Raw genomic sequence first — 19,044 nt, 5'->3', positions numbered from 1 at the left:
TTACTTAAACTCAACCAGGTATTCCGATACATATGGACTCTGGCCGCCAAACTGGTCCTTGAAAAACAACCTTGCAGTTTTCCCAAGGTTCAATGATGTGTATTTTTTGGCTTTATCAACTGCACTGTTAACAGGTTGTAAAGATGGATACCATAAGATATGGCCGGGTTTATCGAGCAATAATTCCGGCCTTGACCATTGCTGGGAATTATCTCCCTGGCCAAGGTCAGCATTTGGATTAAAGGAAATATAAATACTGCTGCCTTTCCAGGACGGTCCCTCGGCCTTCGCCATCAGCATCACCCAGCATTTCAAATGATTGTTCCAACTTACAGATGGGCCCCAATAGTATTTTGCAACAGGGGAAGAAGCAGGCCCGCCGCCATTTTCACGTGGTATCCGGATAGCACTAACAGGAACTCCAATTCCCGTTGCCGCTGCATTAAATCCCTTTCCATCCCAACGCCGGGCTTTACCAACCGGGTTGTCAAGATCTGCGAGTGCAATCCTTGCCATACTGATACATTGGCCTTTCCATTCGAAAGACGGATCATAGGTTGCCGGGTTGTATTCACCCGGATAGCCGTATTCGCCGTAAAATATATAGAGGTAACCGCCATTGGCCACTGCCGACGGATCACCAACGCCACCGGCAAAATTGATCCCTGTATTGTTTGGACGCAAAATCAGCCTGGGCTGGTAGTCTTCCAGCACAATACCCCGGTTAGACCAGCTTCTGCCACCATCCGTTGATTTCATGATCCCTATCCTGCATACTGCAGTTTTGGTTTCAGGGCCCTTCAATCCCTGCGGCCAGTCAATATCACGGTAACCAACACCCGAAATGGAATCATAGGGTAATGTAGATGGATAATTTTCGTTATGGTATAAGGCATAAATAGTTTTGCCTGAAGTATCATTTTTATCCTGGAACAGGGTCTCAAACCAAACGGCCCCATGCAATCCTTCCTTCCCAACAGCTGCATTCATTGGCATGACCGGCTCAGTAAATTCGTTTGAACGACGGCTGAAAGCCTCATCCACCGTGTTTCCACTGGCATATTTCAGTTCATGGGCATCCCCCCATAGCGGATCTTCGCCATATTTACCCGGGAAAATCCGGAAAGTGTCGCCAACCCAGACAGTAGCCATATTGCAATCCACAAAGGAATTGAATTCAAACTTTTCCGTTGGGACCAGTTTGGCTTTGGGTTTACAGGCAGCAAAAAAAAACACCGCAATCAGCAAACAACAACTGAAAGATTTAACATACAAACCCATACCCTTAAATTAACAATTTTATACCGAGAAGATACTCTTCATTTATCATTGAATAATCGTACGCCGGGAATTTTTTTTATATCCCAGCGGAGTAGTGGCAGTAATCATCTTAAACTGGTGGTTGAAATGGGAGATATTGTTATAACCACAATCATAGCAGATTTCGGCCACATTTTTCTCATCTTCCGTTAACAGGCGACAGGCATAACCAATACGGACTTCCATCAGGAATTGTACGTAGGTTTTACCGGTCTTTTGCTTGAAATACCGGCAGAAAGATTGCGGTGTCATATTTAAAAGGGAAGCAACATCGTCTATCTGGATCCTTTCAGCATAATGGGAAAAAGTGTAGTCAAAAACCTTTTTTATCCTATTCGCATCTACAACACCGTTAGTCTGCATGAGGCCAGCAGATGACAAGAGGGTAAAATCACCATGGTCGGCCATCTCCTGGAGAATAGTTAACAGGTAAACCAGTTTCATGCCATTGGAAGCATCCAGCATTTTCTCTATCAATTGACCGATCCTTTCCCTTATACTATCATTAATCCTTATTCCAAATTCGCTTGCAGCAAGGCATTCCCTTATCCCCCTTGTTTCAGGAAGGTCCATGAATTGCCGGCCAAAAATTCCGGGCAAAAACTTAACGCAAATGGTTTCCCCGGTTGCTTCCGTGTTGTCGTTTGCATACTGCGTTTCATGCCGGAAACAATGCGGCAAATGAGGACCGATCAACACAATATCACCGGGACCGAAAGGACCGGTATGGTTCCCGATTAACCAGGTTCCTGCACTTTTTCTGATCAATAATAATTCCAGTTCAGGGTGGTAATGCCAGGTATTGATCATTTCACTGCCCTTGTCTTTCCTTACCAGGAAAGAGTTTTCGGGAGTTGCAGTTACCTGCCGGAGTATTGGCTTCATTTATATTTACCATTTTCAGGAATGTTAAAATAACACAAGTTTTTGTAAAATAAATAAAATTAAAAGCTGCCTGATCAAAGTATGTTTGGGCAATAATTGCGCCATGAAAAACTTTCGCAAAATTTGTATGGCCTTTGCCATTATTTCATTTCTTTCTATCTCCGGTTTATCAGCACAAAAATATTATCAGCCCAACTGGGAGTCAATGAAAAGTTACCAGATTCCCGATTGGTTCAGGGATGCCAAATTTGGCATTTTCATCCATTGGGGGGTGTATTCGGTGCCTTCCTTTGGCAGTGAATGGTATCCCCGAAATATGTACGACCAGGGAACCGATGAATTTAAGCACCATGTTGAAAAGTTCGGACCACAAAAAAAATTCGGGTACAAAGATTTTATAACTGATTTTAAAGCAGAAAAATTTGACGCAACCAAATGGGTGGAATTGTTTAAAAAAGCCGGTGCGAAATATATAGTTCCGGTTGCGGAACATCATGATGGTTTCGCCATGTACAAAACATCCATGACCAAATGGAATGCAGCTGAAATGGGCCCCAAACGTGATATCATAGGGGAATTGTCGGTAGCAGTCAAAAAAGCCGGACTGGTGTTCGGACTTTCATCCCATCGTATTGAACACTGGTGGTTTTTTAACGAAGGCAGAAAATTTGATTCTGATGTAAATGACCTGGCATTCAGTGATTTTTATGGTCCGGCCCATGAAGAAAATGAAACCATGTCGCCAGAATTTATGAACGACTGGTTGTTGCGAAATACTGAACTCGTGAATAAATATGAGCCGCAATTGTTCTGGTTCGACTGGTGGATTGAGCAACCAGCGCTTGATCCATACCGGAAAAGCTTTGCTGCCTACTATTATAACAAAGGCCTGGAATGGAATAAAGGCGTGGTGATTAATTATAAAAATAACATATCCTATCCCGAAGACGTTGCTGTACTTGACATGGAACGTGGAAAACTGGACAGCATCCGCAAACTGGCCTGGCAAACTGATGACGCAATTGGCAACGAAAGCTGGGGATATACCACCACCAATACTTTTAAATCGGCCCAATATGTTATCACAAACCTGATTGATATTGTTAGTAAGAACGGAAACCTGCTGTTGAATATTGGTCCGCGCCCGGATGGAACGATTACTGACCAGGAAACCGAAGTACTGACAAAAACAGGGGAATGGCTCAGCATTAACGGGGAAGCAATTTATGGAACCAGGCCATGGGTTATCTTTGGAGAGGGACCAACGAAATCTGCCAGTGGCTCCTTTGCCGATCAAACCATTCCATTTACTGCACAGGATGTACGATTCACGAAAAAAGGAAATATCGTTTATGCCACATTGCTAGGCGCTCCGAAATCGGCCACCAGTATCAAGGCCCTGGCAAAAAGGGCCAAAAATGGGCAGATTGCAAAGATTGAATTAATTGGCAGTTCAGAAAAAGTAAACTGGATACAGAAGGATGACGAACTGGTGATCAAACCATTAATAAAATATCCTTCAACTTTTGCCATATCCTATCGCATTCAATTTAAGCCATGAAAGCATTAGTTTGTACAAAACCCGGACAGTTAGATTATGTGGAAATGGCTGAGCCGGAGCTGCAACCCGCACATGCAATCATAAAATTGCAAAGGGTATGTGTTTGTGGTACCGACCTTCATGCCTTTGATGGCACGCAGCCCTATTTCAATTACCCCAGGATCCTTGGCCATGAATTATCGGGCGAACTGATCGCATTTGACCAGGCACCGGGATTTACAAAAGGGGATCTGGTTACAATTATTCCCTATTTCAGTTGTGGCCAATGCCTGGCCTGCCGGACAGGCAAACCAAATTGTTGCGCCAACATAAAAGTTTGCGGGGTGCATGTTGATGGTGGCATGGTAGAATTCCTTCAGGTACCTTCCTATTCATTGGTGCATAGTTCGGGATTAAATGCTTCAGAACTGGCCCTGGTAGAACCCCTGGCCATTGGCGCCCACGGTATTCGCCGCGCTCAAATCCAGGAAGGGGAATATGTGCTGGTAATAGGGGCCGGCCCTATTGGATTAGGCACGATGGAATTCGCCAGGATAGCCGGAGCAAGAGTAATCGCTATGGATGTAAATGAAAAAAGGCTAAATATTGCACAAACTAAGTTTCAAATACCCTATTCAGTAAATGCCCTGGGCCCAAACGTTTCAGAGCAGATCCGCCAGATTACGCATGGTGACATGCCATCAGTTGTGATCGATGCAACAGGCAACCAGCAGGCGATCAATAACGGGCTCAACTACCTTACACATAGCGGGCGCTATGTTTTAATTGGCCTGCAGAAAGGAGACCTGATTTTTTCTCATCCTGAATTCCACAAAAGGGAAACGACATTAATGAGTAGCCGAAATGCAACCAGGGAGGATTTTTACAGTGTGATCAAAGCTATAAATGATGGGCTGGTCAATCCTTCAGATTATATTTCTATGACAGTGGGATTTGAGCAGGCTAAATCAGCATTTAGCGAATGGGCTACAGCACCGGATGACATGATAAAACTGGCGATCACAATGTAAAACGACAAAATACTTTACCTGTTCCAGTTGTGCCCGAATACTATATACCATCCCCAGCTATCAGGTCCTTTAGCTATATCGATACCTGCCCGTGCACGAAATGCACGCGCGACCAGGTACCTGAATCCGCCCCCAAAATTGTAAACATTTGATCCTTCTATATAACTATCATTTTTAACAATTGTTTTTCCATATCCTATAAAACCCAGGAGGCTCCATCTCCTGGTAAGGTCAAATCTTTGCTCTGTTTCAGCAACCAGGGTTGTCTGGCCCTGGTACCGCATTGCCGGGATTCCACGTAAAGTGATCGAAGGCAAAAGGTAGAAAGGCGGATCCTGTAAAGCGTGATGCCCTTCAAACCTTAATCCGCTTATCCAGTTATCACGAATGGGAAAGAACCAGTTCACAAGCTCATTCATTTTTTGGTAGTTGAAATCACTTCCGGTCCAATTATCATCCATGGTATAAAGCAGGTTAACCCTTAGTCCTTTGTCGGGGGTAAAAATGCTATTACGTTTATCCCAGTCGAGGAACATACCCAGGGATCCAAGATTAGCATCCATTTCCTTTGAAGTGATAGACTCAGGCAGGTCACCGCTGAATTTAGGTTTCACAATAGAACTGGCAAACATGTATTGCAGGCCGGCATAAAGGTCCGTCTTCGGGATCTGTTTACTGAAGGAAACGAATACCGGTAACATCTCAAAGTTGAATGAATATTTCTTTTCGCTCCCATTAGCAATAGTACGATAGAAATCAAGGTTGATATCAGCATATGCAGCTCCTATCCGGTATTTGATACCAGCCTTTGGAAAAGAGCCTATCCTACCCCCACCAGCAGCCCAACTCCCGTTGGCAGTCACTAAACCAACACCAGCAGTAATATCCGGGGGTATATACCCTTTTTTATTGGGTACTTCCTTCCGGGGTGATATAAAAAGTGGGGCGGCGGCAATGCCAAACCCACCCAGCGCAGGTTCTGTTATGATCATCATAACCGGTACGAAACCATGGGCTTTGATTACGTATTCACTCAGGTCCAGCTTGTTATCCAGGGTATCCTTAATAAGCTCTTTTAATTTCTTTTTTCCGGTTGTGCCAGGTTCCTGCGAAAAGGCCGGATAATAAAAGGGAAGCATTAATAAAAGTAATACAGTCAACCGGTTGAATCCGGCTAAGTTTATGATGCGTTTCCCTGAGGCAAATTTCATCATTTAAAATTCCTTTATTGTGTGAATACACAAGGTAACCGATGCGCGTGAGCTTCTACTTTTTATGTCCCCCAAAAGATCTTGAAATACCCAAACCCAATACCCAGGTATCATATGCATTCCATTTTATATCATAGGTAAAAGCACCCATGACTTCCCACCCTTTTGGCAATTCTGCACTATACTCAACACCCGCCCGGTTGAGGAAGAGATTCTCTTCCTTTGCAAACTCAACTCCGGCGCCTAATTGCAAGCCCCAATGTTTGGAAGGTTTGTAAATACCCATTAGTGCTGGTGCAACAGGATTGCTCCTTTCAATGGTTTGCGTGGCACCACCCGATTCCAGTTTTTTTTCTACTACAAATTTTTCGAGGATTATATCCGTATGCAAACCAATACCCCATTTCGGATGAAAATAATACGAGTAATCTACTCCCCATGAAGGCATAATCAATGCTTCCTTATTACCGTTCTCACTATTTTCCTGAAACACAAAGGAGTGACCAATAACAAGACCAACTGCGTGGTGCGGAATAAACTCCTCTTTCCCCCCTGGTTCCTGCTGGGCTAAGGTTTCAATAGAATACAAACAAAATAAAACTATTACAAACAAAGTCCATTTAAGTTGTTTCATACATTTTTATTAATGAGTCCTACATTAAAATTAGGAAATATTATTATTCATCTTTAAATAACAGGTATAAGTCTGCAAATGAAATGATCCGGATTTGCACAATATTTCCGAAAATATTTATCCTATTTTTATTAAAACGAACGAATGGAAACAGATAATACAATACCACTTTCGAAGGATAACCTTTCACTAATAGATTCAGCAGAACTAGTAAAGCCTTCGCCGGCTTTATTCAAACTCCAGGAAAAAGTTTTGCAATTCGGAACAGGAGTTTTGCTGCGTGGTTTACCCGATTATTTTATCGATGAAGCCAACCGCAATTGTATTTTTAATGGCCGAATTGTTATTGTAAAATCTACCGGATCAGGAAAATCAAATGAGTTCGACCAGCAAAACGGATTGTATACCTTATGCATCAGGGGAATTCAACAGGGGCGGCAAATTAACAGGAACATAGTCTGTTCAGCAATCAGCCGAGTATTATCAGCAACAATTCAATGGGCTGATGTCCTTGATGCAGCAAAGGATCCGTGCATAAAAACCATTATTTCCAACACAACTGAAGTAGGTATTCAATACCATGAAGAATCCATTTTCCAGGCACCACCCGTTTCATTTCCAGCAAAACTTTTAGCCTGCCTGCATACACGATATGAATCCTTTGAAAATAAAACCGAAGCCGGAATGGTAATCCTGCCTACTGAATTAATTTCCAATAACGGCGAAACCCTGAAAACCATTTTAAATAAACTGGCGGAGTACAACAAACTCGAAGAGAATTTCATCAACTGGCTAAACAACAAGAATACTTTTTGCAATACACTGGTTGATTGCATCGTTCCAGGCTATCCGGATGCATCTTTCCGTAAGCAATTTGAACAGCAATTCGGTTATACTGACCAGCTACTGACTGTTAGCGAGGTGTATAGGTTATGGGCCATTGAAGGGAATGAAGAACTTAAAGAAAAACTTCCATTCGCGTCACTGGACAACGGAATTGTTATAGCACCTGATATCCAAAAGTTTAAAGAACTTAAACTCCGCTTACTGAATGGTACGCATACACTAAGCTGCGGACTGGCCTTCCTGTCGGGCATCCAGACAGTTAAAGAAGCAATGGACAACCAGGCCATGTCTGCTTATATCAGCCAGACTATGCTGGAAGAAATCGCACCCGCAATACCAATTGACCTGCCACTCCAGGAGGCGATTGATTTTTCACATCAGGTGCTGGACCGGTTCAGGAATCCTGGAATCGCGCATCAATGGATCAATATTACACTGCAATATAGTTCCAAGATAGCCATGCGATGTGTTCCTGTATTATTGGAATACCATACCAGGTATAATAAAATACCTAACCATATCGCATTGGGATTTGCTGCCTACCTTTTATTTATGAAGGGGGTGAAAAATGAAAACGGGCAATACTTTGGCAGCCTCCAGGGAAAAGAATACCCGATAAAAGATGATTACGCTGCCTATTATTATTCCTTATGGCAAAATACACCAACAAATGAACTTGTTAAAACAGCTTTACAAAACAAGAATCTGTTCGGGCATGACCTTTCAACAATTCAAGGATTTGAAAAAAAAGTACTGGAAAATTTAATAGGACTTTTACACGAAGGCGGAACAGCTACATTAATCAATTTTCTTAAATAATTCTATCATTTGGGATGAACCATCCTGAATTGAGGCACCAGCCAACGCATAATAAACCAAGCACTGATATAGGCTATTCCGCAATAGATAAATAGCAATTGGTAGCCAGTTTCAATTTTCCCTATAGACTTGTACCAATCAAACAAATAGCCGGCAGCTTTGGAAATAAAAATCCCGCCGAGTCCGCCTGCCATTCCACCGATTCCGGTAACTGTCCCGATAGTCGGTTTAGGAAACATATCCGAGACCGTTGTATAAATATTGGCACTCCAGGCCTGGTGGGCCGCTGCAGCAAATCCAATAATCAGCAGTGCTAACCAAAGACTGTAAACACCAAGTGATTGAGCGGCAATTACCGGTATGGCACATAAAGCATAAATCAGCATTGCCTTACGGCGCGCTTTAAAAACAGAATCTCCCTTGCGTATAAAGTAGATTGGCAACCAGCCGCCAAAAATACTGCCCGCGGCAGCAATGACATAGATAAGTGCAACCGGTATTGAAATATTGGTACTAACCAGGCCGTACTGTTCTTTGAGGAAATCGGGTAACCAGAATAAATAGAACCACCAAACCCCATCAGTCATAAATTTACCAATAGCGAAGGCCCAGGTTTGTTTAAAATTAAATAGTTCCGCCCAACCGATTTTTTTATCAGCAAGACCCGTCTCCTCAGCCAAAAAATCTTCTTTATCAGAATTAATGTAAGCCAGTTCGCCTGCACTCAGGCGTTTCGTTTTCCCGGGTCTTTCATAAATCAAATACCAAAAAATCAGCCAAACAAAACCAACAGCACCGGTAATTATGAACGCCCATCTCCACCCCCATTGCAAGGCAATGAAAGGAACGGTAAGCGGCGCAATAATGGCACCGAAATTAGTACCGGCATTAAAGATTCCTGTGGCAAGGGCCCTTTCTTTCTTAGGAAACCATTCGGCCATAGTTTTAATAGCTGCAGGAAAATTACCGGATTCAGCAATTCCAAGGGAGGCACGGGCAATAATAAATCCACCGGTTGATCTTACCAGGGCATGCCCCATTGCTGCAAAACTCCATAATACTAACGATACAGCATATCCAAGTTTTGTACCAAGCCTGTCAATCAAACGGCCTGCACCGAACATAGCCAATGCATAAGTTACCTGGAAGGCAACAGTTATATTGGCATAATCAGTTTTGCTCCATCCAAACTCAGCATCAAGTGTGGTTTTAAGTAAACTGATAACCTGCCGGTCGAGATAATTGATTGTAGTTGCAAAAAAAACCAGGGCACAGATAGTCCACCTGTATTTACCAATGGCAGGATTGGCAGGGATCGTTGTTGTTCGGGTACTCATCCTTATTTATTGTTGCAGTTTAAGGTAAAAATCGCCGTTAGTTATTTTTTTTATAGCACCGCTAATTTCACTATTTGCGTAATAATCTCCACTAAATGTGCCCCTGACAATTTTATCAGTAAGCTCAGTAATATTTATTATTAAATGATTTTGAATGTTTACTCCTGCAGCAACGGACTTATCATACATTTCCTGGCCTGCAGAATAATCAATGACATTGTACATATCATTATAAACACTCTCTGTTTCAAACCTTGTTTCATTATCTGTGTAGGTACCTAAAGGAACCTTAACGCTATCTTCAAGGGAAAAAATAGCAAACCTGAAAATTGATGCATTAACCGAATCACCAGTTTGCCCGATTACTCCGAGGGCCATTGTTCCACTATCATTTAATACTGCACCGTAAGCATTAAAATTAAAATTCACAGGTACCCCTTCAATATTGCAATTCAGGTGATAATTAGTGTCCAGTTCTGTTGAATTCTCTTTACCACATGACGCAACTATTGCAGCAATTACTAAAACATAGATGACTGTTTTTTTCATTGAGAACTTTTCAGATGAATGGTCAATATAACTAAATAATACTATTGCACTGTTGATGATGCCAGTTTTTCTGCCGGGGTTAATGGTTGCACCCAGGAACCATCATATTGCTTAAAACAATTCATTGCAGCCAATCCGTCCAGGTCTATTCGCCCTTCCATATAAGCAGAAAGTGCTTTAAATGCGGCCATATTTTCATGTTTCATTACCAGTAATGCCGCATTTGCACCAGCTTTGGTAGCTATTGGCACACCACCGCCCAACTCGGCCCAATGGCCACCCAACAGCAAGTTTTTTACCGGTGTATGGTAATGCGCAATTTTATTCTGCATATTGGCGCGTCCGGGCCTCGCACCCATCATTGTTCCCTCCTTATTACCTGTATACCGGTAATGTGTAACTGGAGTTGCCACTTCATAAAAGAGGATATGCGAGCGTAGTCCGGGGGCTACCCTGTCCTCCACCCGCTCGATTATAGTTTTAGCAATTTCCTGTTTTAGCTGCCGGTAGTCTTCACCCCTTACATAATTCCCGTGCCGGTCTCGTGTAGTTTTCCAGTTTTGCTGGTAGTCCATGCTTGCCGGCATAAAAATGGTAAGGGTGCCTTTGCCCGGGTCAGTCAAAGTTTTATCGCGAACGGATGGTGCCAGTATACTGATTTCAGTTTGTGTAGGATCACCACTTGTATAGGCTGAGAATGGTAATCCCTCATCTGCCAGGTGTATCAGTTCTTCATTGAAGCCCAGGTCTTCAGCAGGACAATCGAGGGCAACTGAAATTGTTACCGAAGAGCTATACAATTCAGCGGCTTTTAATTTTTGTTTGAGTCTTTCTGGAACTGCAGCGGCCGGTAACATCCGCTCATACAAAGCTTCAATGTCACAGGCTGCAATAACATACTTACTTTTTACAACATAATGTTGCCCTCCATGGGAATACTTAACACCTTTACATTCCCTGCCTTCCAAAATAATTTCGGTTACCATGCTCTGGAAAAAAACCGGGTTCCCATAATAATTAGTCACATGCTGCAACCATTGGGGTATAACCTGTCCACCACCTTTAGGCGGGCTCTGGAAATCGCTGTAGTAGGCCCATCCAATGGGTACCATACAACCTATCAATTCTGTCTCTGAAGTAAACAGGTGGTGCAAACGGGGATCTTTAAAAAAACGGTTTAAGCCTCTTTTAATACCTTTTTCACCGCGATATGTAACATATGGAATAAATGGAAAGACGAATTGTAGCAACTTCAGTTTACCACGCAATTTTTCAAACGTTGTTTTTATTTCATCAGAAAGGAAGATACCGTTAAACCGCATCAGCGATTTACCGATTTTTTTCGCACTGGCAAAAAAACGTATAATACCTTCTCTTTCCTGCGGAAATTCAGCTATTAGCTGATCGCGCAAATCATCGGGATTATTGGTCAGTAAATAATCAAAACCCCGTCCCTTATACCGCCTTATCCTTTGTTGGGTTACAGCTACCGGATGGTCTTTCCCGATAGCATCAAATAAGCGGGTCACCATCCCTTCTGGTCCATACTGGTTTAACCAGTGAATGGCAGTATCAAAAACAAAATGTTTTCGTTGGAATCCTGCAAGGTATCCACCAGCGTGAGGTTCTTTCTCCAGCACACAAACCGAAAGTCCGGCTTTACTGAGTAAGGCTGCTGCTGTCAGGCCACCAACGCCGGCACCAATAACAACTACATCATAATGATCTCTCCGTTCCGGTTTTAACATGCAAGGAATATACTAAACTGTTGGCAATCCTGATTCAATAGATCACTTTCTCCGAGAATAATCCACCCAGGCGTTGATCAGTGGACAAGGAATAGGGTTCATGTTCCGGTTTTGTTCCGCGGTTTTTTTCAGGGTTTTCCCCCATAATAAATTCAAGGTTTCCACCCATTTGCAATGCAGAATGTTTCAGCCAGTTGTAAGGAATAACTTTCCCGTTTAATTGTACACGCTGTACATATTTATTAATACCGGAATTACCCGCAGCATTTATGCGAAGCGTTTTTCCATTATCCAGCTTTAATGTCATCCTGGAAAATAAAGGGGTTCCTATAACGTACTGGTCTGTTGCCGAACAAACCGGGTAGAATCCCATTGCGGAAAAAATATACCATGCCGATGTTTGCCCATTGTCTTCATCACCACAATAACCATCTGGCGTTGCCTTATATAATTTGTCCATGACTTCCCTGATCCAATATTGTGTTTTCCATGGCTGACCGGCATAATTATAGAGATAAATCATATGCTGAATGGGTTGGTTGCCATGCGCATATTGTCCCATATTCATAATCTGCATTTCCCGTATTTCATGGATCACCGTACCATAATAACTATCATCAAAAACAGGCGGTAATATAAAAACAGAGTCCAGTTTTTTGGCAAATTCATTCCGCCCACCCATCAGCCTGGCCAGGCCGGCAATATCATGAAAGACGCTCCATGAGTAGTGCCAGCTATTGCCTTCGGTGAATGTATCTCCCCATTTGAAAGGGTTGAACGGATTCTGGAAACTGCCATCTCTGTTCCTGCCACGCATCAATCTGGTTTGCGGGTCAAACAGTTTTTTATAATTCATAGCATGGTTGGCAAATCTCTCCAACTCTGCTTTTGGACGGTTCAAAGCCTTTCCGAGCTGGTAAATGGTAAAATCATCAAAAGCATATTCCAATGTCCTTGCAGCATTTTCATTAATTTTTACATCATAAGGAACATAACCCAATTCATTATAATAATTTACACCTCTCCTGCCCACCGCATCAATCGGACCTTCTGTATCAGCGTCTTTCAATACCGCTTCATACAAGGTATTAATATCATAACCCCTTAACCCCTTAATATAGGCATCGGCAACTATTGCAGCTGAATTGTTACCGACCATTACATTCCTGTAACCAGGGCCTGACCATTCCGGAAGGTAACCCCCTTCCTTATACGCATTTACCAAACCCTTCTGCATTTCAATATTAATTGACGGATACATCAGATTAAGGAAAGGATATAAGGCGCGGAAGGTATCCCAAAAACCCGTTCCGGCGAAAAGTTCACCAGGTAATACTTTTCCATTATATGGACTATAATGCTGCACACTTCCTTTATCATCAACCTCATACAGCTTTTGCGGAAACTGCAAGGTCCTGTACAGGCAGGAATAAAATGTGCGGGTCTGGTCTACTGAACCACCTTCTACCAATAACTTGCCCAGTTGTTTGTTCCAGGCTAACTTTGCTTTCCTGCAGGTTTGGTCAAAATCATCTTTGCCCAGCTCGCTTTTCAGGTTAAATTCCGCCTGTTCAAAGGATATAAAAGAAGAGGCAACCCTGCAATTCACCTGCTCACCTCCTGAAGTGGAAAATCCAATAATGGCACCTGCGTGGATGGATTCAATTTCAAGGTTGTCTTTCCCCATTGTTTTTTCATGCCAGGTACGAGCAACCGAAAATGGCTTATCAATATAAACAACAAAATAATTCTTAAACCCAGCAGGTACGCCGCCACTGTTTTTGGTTGTGTAACCAATTATCTTATGCTCTGAAGGAATGATTTTGATATATGAACCATTGTCAAACGCATCTACCACCAGGAAAGCACTATCCGTTTTTGGATATGTAAACCTGAACTGGGCAGTCCTTTCTGTTGGGGTAATTTCGGCAGTAACGTTGTGATCGGCAAGGTAAACGCTATAATAATAGGGCTTTGCAATTTCAGCCTTATGCGAAAACCAGCTCGCCCTGTCATCCTGGTCAAATACCATTTTATTGGTCACCGGCATAATTGAAAACTGCCCGTAATCATTCATCCAGGGCGATGGCTGGTGCGTTTGCTTAAAGCCCCTTATTTTGTCAGCATTGTACTGGTAGGTCCATCCATCACCCATCCTGTTGGTCTGGGGTGTCCAATAATTCATTCCCCATGGAAGGCAAATACTTGGATATGTATTACCATTAGAAAGACCTGGTTTTGAATCGGTCCCCATCAAAGGATTTACCCATTCCACCGGGTCATTAATATTGCCGACTAATTGTGAATATCCAAACGCATTGTATAGAACAGCAAAGGTCAGCAAAAAACAGGCTTTTTTCATAATAGTAAATCCGCGTTTTAAGAAGTTAAAATGTTTATCCATTTACCCAAGCAGGGATGGTTTTTCCCGGTAGGTTTTCCATATAAACTCACCGAAAATAGTATTAGCCCAGGCGAACCATTTCCGGGTAAATTTGGAAGGATCATCCTTGTGCGCTGATTCATGCATAAACCCGGTTCCGGCATGGCAATGCTGCAATGTATCAAGGCAATATTTTATTTCTTTATCATCTGTAGAAGTAAGGCCCCGCATAACGATGCTCATTGGCCAAACCATATCAAGACCAACATGCGGTCCTCCAGTGCCTGCCAGTTTCTTTCCTTTGAAAAAGAAAGGATTGTCAGTCGAGAGCACATAATTGCGGGTTTGTTTGTACAAAGGATCGCTGGCTTTCACTGCACCCAGGTATGGCAGGGAAAGTAAAGAAGGGATATTTGCGTCATCCATCAGGTTAAAACTGCCAAAGCCGTTTACTTCATAAGCATAAAGTTCACCATATTTTGGATGCCGGGTAATTGCATTCCTTTTTAATGCAGCGGAAACCTGCATGGCTAGTGCTTTTGCGGCCCCGGCATCCTGTTGAAGCTTCCCTTTCCTGGTTAGTATTTCTTCAAGTTGCAATAGCGATTGAACCGCGAAAAAATTACTTGGAACCAGGTATGGAAAAATAGTGGCATCATCACTTGGCCTGAACATGGAACAGATTAACCCATTCGGGTGCGCAGGGTAACCGTAGCCGCCCATAGGTACGCCATCAGTGGCCCAGGCTGTATTTCGCTGGAAAGTATATGGACCCGCACCTTCAAATCTTTGCTGTGTTTTAAAGGTAGCTACCACCAAACGCATGGCCTCCACCCATTGTTCATCAAATACTGACATATCGCCGGTTTCAGCAAGGTAACCATGGGCTAGCCTGATAGGGTAACACAATGAATCCACTTCCCATTTCCGCTCATGGATACCGGGTTTCATATCAGTGATATCTGACTGTTTCCATTCGCTTATTTTGTTTTCATCCTTATAAAAAGCGTTGGCATAAGGGTCTTTCAAAATACATTTCACTTGCCTGTTGATCACGCCCCTGATCAACTGCTGCAAATCTTTGTCCTGGTGACACAAGGGGATATATGGCCAAACCTGTGCAGAGCTGTCCCGCAGCCACATAGCATCAATATCCCCGGTTATTACATATGTATCAGGTTTGCCATCTGTCATGGTAAATTCAACGGTAGTATCGAGGGTATTGGGAAAGCAGTTTTCGAATAACCAGCCCATTTCTTTATTGCCCAGTTTCTTCCTTATATCTGAAATAAGTTGCTCAACAGCTTTACTGGAAAACTTACGGGATGCCAGTGGAACCCGAACATCAGGAAAATTGTTACCGGGACCCGCAGCCCTTGCTTTGGCGCCAATTACCAGGGCGGCAGTAGCCAAACCGGATTGCCGAATGAATTTTCTCCTATCCATATTTGCAATAATTTATCTTTTGAAGGTAAGCCAAGCAGCAATCAATACCAATAAACCTGTACATTCGAAATTTAGACAGCACAACACATGAACAAACACATTTTCTCCTTTTTTTTCGGGATGGTTTTCTTGTCAGTAACAACCACCCAGGCCCAGGATAACCAAAACTGGAAAGCAATTTTTTCCCTTATCAATGAAGAGGTACTTACCCATTCAAAAGCCTATTCCAGCCTGCATGATGCTACTTCTACTATCGGTCACCGGCTAACAGGTTCACCCAATGGCCAAAAAGCAGAACAATTCGCTTATGACCTGCTTAAATCCTACGGGTTCAGTGATGTACGGTTTCAACCTTTTGAAGTTGAAAGCTGGAGCCGCAAATCAATTGCTGTGGAGATTGGCGGATCGAAGAAGCACCTGGTGTCAGTGAAATCGGTTTCACTAGCACATTCACCGGTTAAAGCAGACATAACAGCAGAAATTATTGATCTCGGCAATGGACTGGAATCAGATTATATCGCAGATGCCGGAAAAGTGAATAATAAAATTGCCCTTGTGAACCTGGGCATTTTGCCTGGCAGTCCCGCAACGGCAAAAAACCTGCATCGCTCTGAAAAAACAGCCCTGGCCATTAAATATGGAGCAAAGGGGATTATTATGGTGAATACACCGGATCATGGGGTTTTGTTAACAGGGACAGCTTCGGTTACGGGTAAACTCATCCCAATACCGGCCATTTGCATTGGAAAAGAAGATGGACTGGATCTAAAAAAAGCATTAACTGCCGGAAAGCAATATGCGCATATAAGCATGACCAATTTTTCAGGAAAAATAAATGCCAGGAATGTTATCGCCACCCTGCCGGGTAAGACTATTCCGGATGAAAAAATTGTTATTGGAGGCCATCTCGATAGCTGGGATCTGGCAACGGGCGCCATTGATAATGGTATTGGTTCATTTGCCGTACTCGACATGGCAAGGACAGTAAAAGCCCTGAACCTGGAACCGAAAAGAACCCTGGAATTTGTGATGTTCATGGGCGAAGAGGAAGGCCTTCTCGGTTCAAAAGCCTATGTCAGGGAAGCAATCAGCAATAATTCCATTGACAAGGTCCGTTTTATGCTTAATTACGACATGACCAACGATCCCAAAGGCTATGCTGCGTTAACAGATGATTGTAAAGCTTTATTTCAATCAATTGGTACTCTCGCACAATCCATAGACACAAGTTTTAAAAATAGTTTTCAAAGCGGTGCCGACCTGCACAGTGACCACCAGCCGTTTATGCTAATGGGAATCCCAACGGGAGGCGCTGGTGGTGGCAGTTTGCCGAATAACTCAGGAATTTGCTATCATGCAGACTGCGATGATTTTTCATTGGTAGATGAAAAGGGAATGCAAAATACGGTGCGCTTCAATACCATGTTACTGTACGGCCTGGCAGACACCGATACCATTGCAGCAAAGCGTCTGGATGATGCCGCTACAAAAGAACTGCTCCTTAAAAGCAATCTCAAAACACCATTACAGATTGCCGGTGAATGGCGCTGGAAAGACTAACCTATTTCACTGGCTGATCTGCTTCGATTGACCAATGACCATCGCCTGCAATAACGAAATAGACAAGTAAGAACAGCACAATCAGTGAAACGATCAGTTCGGGGAATGGCCTCCAGAGTTCCCTTGATGCATTAACGAAGAAAACAGCACCCAGCAAAATAGGAACCTGGATCAGGCTGGCAATCCTGGTATAAGCACCAAGTATCAGTAAAATACCACCAAGAAGATGGGCAACAAAAACATAATGCCCAAGCAGCACCATTGCAAATGCAGGAAGTGGTAGTTTGGAGTTCACCGCACCCAGAAGGGAACTCATGTTATAAACAAACTCAACGCCCTTAATACAAAGGAATAACCCTAATGCGATGCGCACAATGTCCATCCAGCGAGGGTGATGCCTGTCACCCCATAGCTCAATACGATGAAGAAGGTTCATATGGCTAAGTTTTAGGTGAATAAGAAAATGTCTCCTCTAAATATACAAAAAATAATGTATATTTTAATGAGGTTATTTAGTTAAAACCTGTATCAGGATTTACTTATAGCGTATTCCATTCCACGTAATTCTGCAAGGCCTTTCAACCTCCCTATAGCGGAATATCCGGGGTAAGTTGTTTTATTAAGATCATCCAATATCTGGTGTCCATGATCCGGTCGCATAGGAATTGATATCTTTCGCTGCTGCATTATTTTCCATACTTCCGACATGATGTCGAACATATCAGTATCCCCGCCAAGGTGATCAGCTTCATAAAAATTTCCAGCGTTATCACGTGCGGTATTGCGGAGGTGAAGGAAATGGACCCTATCGGCATGTTGATGCAACATGGCCACAAGATCATTATCCGCTCTTGCCCCATATGAACCGGTACAAAAACAAAGTCCATTACTAGTTGAAGGAACTGCTGCTACAAGGTCAGCTACATCTTTTGCGGTACTCATAATCCGTGGAAGGCCAAGAATTGAATATGGCGGATCGTCAGGATGGATGGCCATTTTCAACCCATGCTCTTCAGCAACCGGAATGATTTCCCGGAGGAATTCAAACAAGTGCTGTTTTAATTTTGTGGCGTTAATATGATGATAGGATTGCAAGGCCTCTAAAATCTGCTCCCGGGTAAACGGTATTTTGCTTCCGGGTAGACCCAACATACAATTATCAAATAATTGCGTCCGCTTAGAGGTATCCATCTGTTCAAACCTGACCCTGGCTGCAGCAATTTCTGTCATCGTATAATCCTTTGCAGCATCAGGCCTTTGCAGTAAAAAAAGGTCAAATACAATGAAATCAATCCGGTTGAAATACAATGCTTTTCCCCCGTCGGGCATTGAGTAGGATATATCGGTCCTGAGCCAATCAAGGACCGGCATAAAATTATAAGTCACCACTTCAAGTCCGCAGGCAGCAACATTGCGCAGGCTTTCTTTGTAATTGCTGATCCAGTTGGAATAATCACCCGATTTCTTCTTGATTTCATCATGAACCGGCAAACTTTCTATAACAGTCCAACGCATACCGGCTGCTTCAATCAGGTCTTTTCGCTCAATTATATCATTTTTCGGCCATACCTCACCGATAGGAATATGATGTAAAGCGGTAACTACTGCTTCGCAACCTGACTGCCGGATATCTGAAAGGCTCACTGTATCATCTGGACCATACCATCGCATGCTCTGTTGCATATAATATTTATCAGGCATTTTAGGAATTTTGGATCAATTTACTGCTGAATCT

Annotated in this window: 15 protein-coding genes; 4 read left to right on the top strand and 11 right to left on the bottom strand. The window is 43.0% G+C overall.

What is annotated here, in order from left to right; translation table 11 throughout:
* Positions 1 to 1,281 (bottom strand): DUF4185 domain-containing protein, encoded by a 1,281-nt coding sequence (locus tag LAQ65_RS02675; protein ID WP_224115388.1) that lies wholly within the window; start codon positions 1,279 to 1,281, stop codon positions 1 to 3.
* A gap of 45 nt (positions 1,282 to 1,326) precedes the next feature.
* Entirely contained in the window at positions 1,327 to 2,205 is an 879-nt protein-coding gene (locus LAQ65_RS02670; protein ID WP_224115387.1) for an AraC family transcriptional regulator, read from the bottom strand.
* A 103-nt stretch (positions 2,206 to 2,308) separates the two neighbouring features.
* On the opposite strand from LAQ65_RS02670, the gene LAQ65_RS02665 reads away from it, so the two are divergent.
* Together LAQ65_RS02665 and LAQ65_RS02660 are read left to right on the top strand one after the other, a co-directional pair.
* A complete protein-coding gene (locus LAQ65_RS02665; protein WP_224115386.1) occupies positions 2,309 to 3,766 on the top strand; it encodes an alpha-L-fucosidase in 1,458 nt (485 codons plus the stop codon).
* Positions 3,763 to 4,776, top strand: a complete 1,014-nt coding sequence (locus tag LAQ65_RS02660; protein ID WP_224115385.1) for a zinc-binding alcohol dehydrogenase family protein — start codon at positions 3,763 to 3,765, stop codon at positions 4,774 to 4,776. Before LAQ65_RS02665 ends, LAQ65_RS02660 begins: the two co-directional genes overlap by 4 nt.
* Before the next feature lie 14 nt (positions 4,777 to 4,790).
* On the opposite strand, the gene LAQ65_RS02655 is transcribed toward LAQ65_RS02660, so the two are convergent.
* Together LAQ65_RS02655 and LAQ65_RS02650 are read right to left on the bottom strand one after the other, a co-directional pair.
* Positions 4,791 to 5,990 carry a BamA/TamA family outer membrane protein gene (locus LAQ65_RS02655; protein WP_224115384.1) on the bottom strand — a complete coding sequence of 400 codons (1,200 nt, stop codon included), beginning with the start codon at positions 5,988 to 5,990 and terminating at the stop codon, positions 4,791 to 4,793.
* Positions 5,991 to 6,042: 52 nt separating this feature from the next.
* A complete protein-coding gene (locus LAQ65_RS02650; protein ID WP_224115383.1) occupies positions 6,043 to 6,621 on the bottom strand; it encodes a hypothetical protein in 579 nt (192 codons plus the stop codon).
* A 144-nt stretch (positions 6,622 to 6,765) separates the two neighbouring features.
* Here LAQ65_RS02650 and LAQ65_RS02645 point away from each other — a divergent pair, with 144 nt between their 5' ends.
* A complete protein-coding gene (locus tag LAQ65_RS02645; RefSeq protein ID WP_224115382.1) occupies positions 6,766 to 8,286 on the top strand; it encodes a tagaturonate reductase in 1,521 nt (506 codons plus the stop codon).
* A gap of 5 nt (positions 8,287 to 8,291) precedes the next feature.
* On the opposite strand, the gene LAQ65_RS02640 is transcribed toward LAQ65_RS02645, so the two are convergent.
* From LAQ65_RS02640 to LAQ65_RS02620, 5 genes are read right to left on the bottom strand one after another with little or no spacing between them, the layout of a single operon-like run.
* Positions 8,292 to 9,623: an MFS transporter gene (locus LAQ65_RS02640; RefSeq protein WP_224115381.1), complete on the bottom strand. Its 1,332-nt coding sequence runs from the start codon at positions 9,621 to 9,623 to the stop codon at positions 8,292 to 8,294.
* 6 nt (positions 9,624 to 9,629) lie between these two features.
* Complete coding sequence (locus LAQ65_RS02635; RefSeq protein ID WP_224115380.1) at positions 9,630 to 10,172, bottom strand: hypothetical protein; 543 nt, start codon at positions 10,170 to 10,172, stop codon at positions 9,630 to 9,632.
* A 41-nt stretch (positions 10,173 to 10,213) separates the two neighbouring features.
* Positions 10,214 to 11,920, bottom strand: coding sequence for a phytoene desaturase family protein (locus LAQ65_RS02630; protein ID WP_224115379.1), 1,707 nt, complete (start codon positions 11,918 to 11,920; stop codon positions 10,214 to 10,216).
* A gap of 34 nt (positions 11,921 to 11,954) precedes the next feature.
* Entirely contained in the window at positions 11,955 to 14,282 is a 2,328-nt protein-coding gene (locus LAQ65_RS02625) for a GH92 family glycosyl hydrolase (protein WP_224115378.1), read from the bottom strand.
* Between the two features lie 42 nt (positions 14,283 to 14,324).
* On the bottom strand, positions 14,325 to 15,749 hold the full coding sequence (locus LAQ65_RS02620; protein ID WP_224115377.1) for a glycoside hydrolase family 125 protein: 1,425 nt from the start codon (positions 15,747 to 15,749) through the stop codon (positions 14,325 to 14,327).
* 87 nt (positions 15,750 to 15,836) lie between these two features.
* Between LAQ65_RS02620 and LAQ65_RS02615 the strand changes: the two genes are divergently transcribed.
* Positions 15,837 to 17,309, top strand: coding sequence for a M28 family peptidase (locus LAQ65_RS02615; RefSeq protein ID WP_224115376.1), 1,473 nt, complete (start codon positions 15,837 to 15,839; stop codon positions 17,307 to 17,309).
* A gap of 1 nt (position 17,310) precedes the next feature.
* Here LAQ65_RS02615 and LAQ65_RS02610 read toward each other — a convergent pair whose 3' ends face one another.
* Both LAQ65_RS02610 and uxuA read right to left on the bottom strand, forming a co-directional pair.
* A complete protein-coding gene (locus tag LAQ65_RS02610; RefSeq protein WP_224115375.1) occupies positions 17,311 to 17,745 on the bottom strand; it encodes a DoxX family membrane protein in 435 nt (144 codons plus the stop codon).
* Between the two features lie 92 nt (positions 17,746 to 17,837).
* On the bottom strand, positions 17,838 to 19,010 hold the full coding sequence (gene uxuA, locus LAQ65_RS02605; protein WP_224115374.1) for a mannonate dehydratase: 1,173 nt from the start codon (positions 19,008 to 19,010) through the stop codon (positions 17,838 to 17,840).
* Positions 19,011 to 19,044 lie beyond the last annotated feature (34 nt).

The organism is Flavihumibacter profundi (assembly GCF_020076305.1).
Classification (GTDB): domain Bacteria; phylum Bacteroidota; class Bacteroidia; order Chitinophagales; family Chitinophagaceae; genus Flavihumibacter; species Flavihumibacter profundi.
This window is presented reverse-complemented; position numbering and strand designations above follow the sequence as displayed.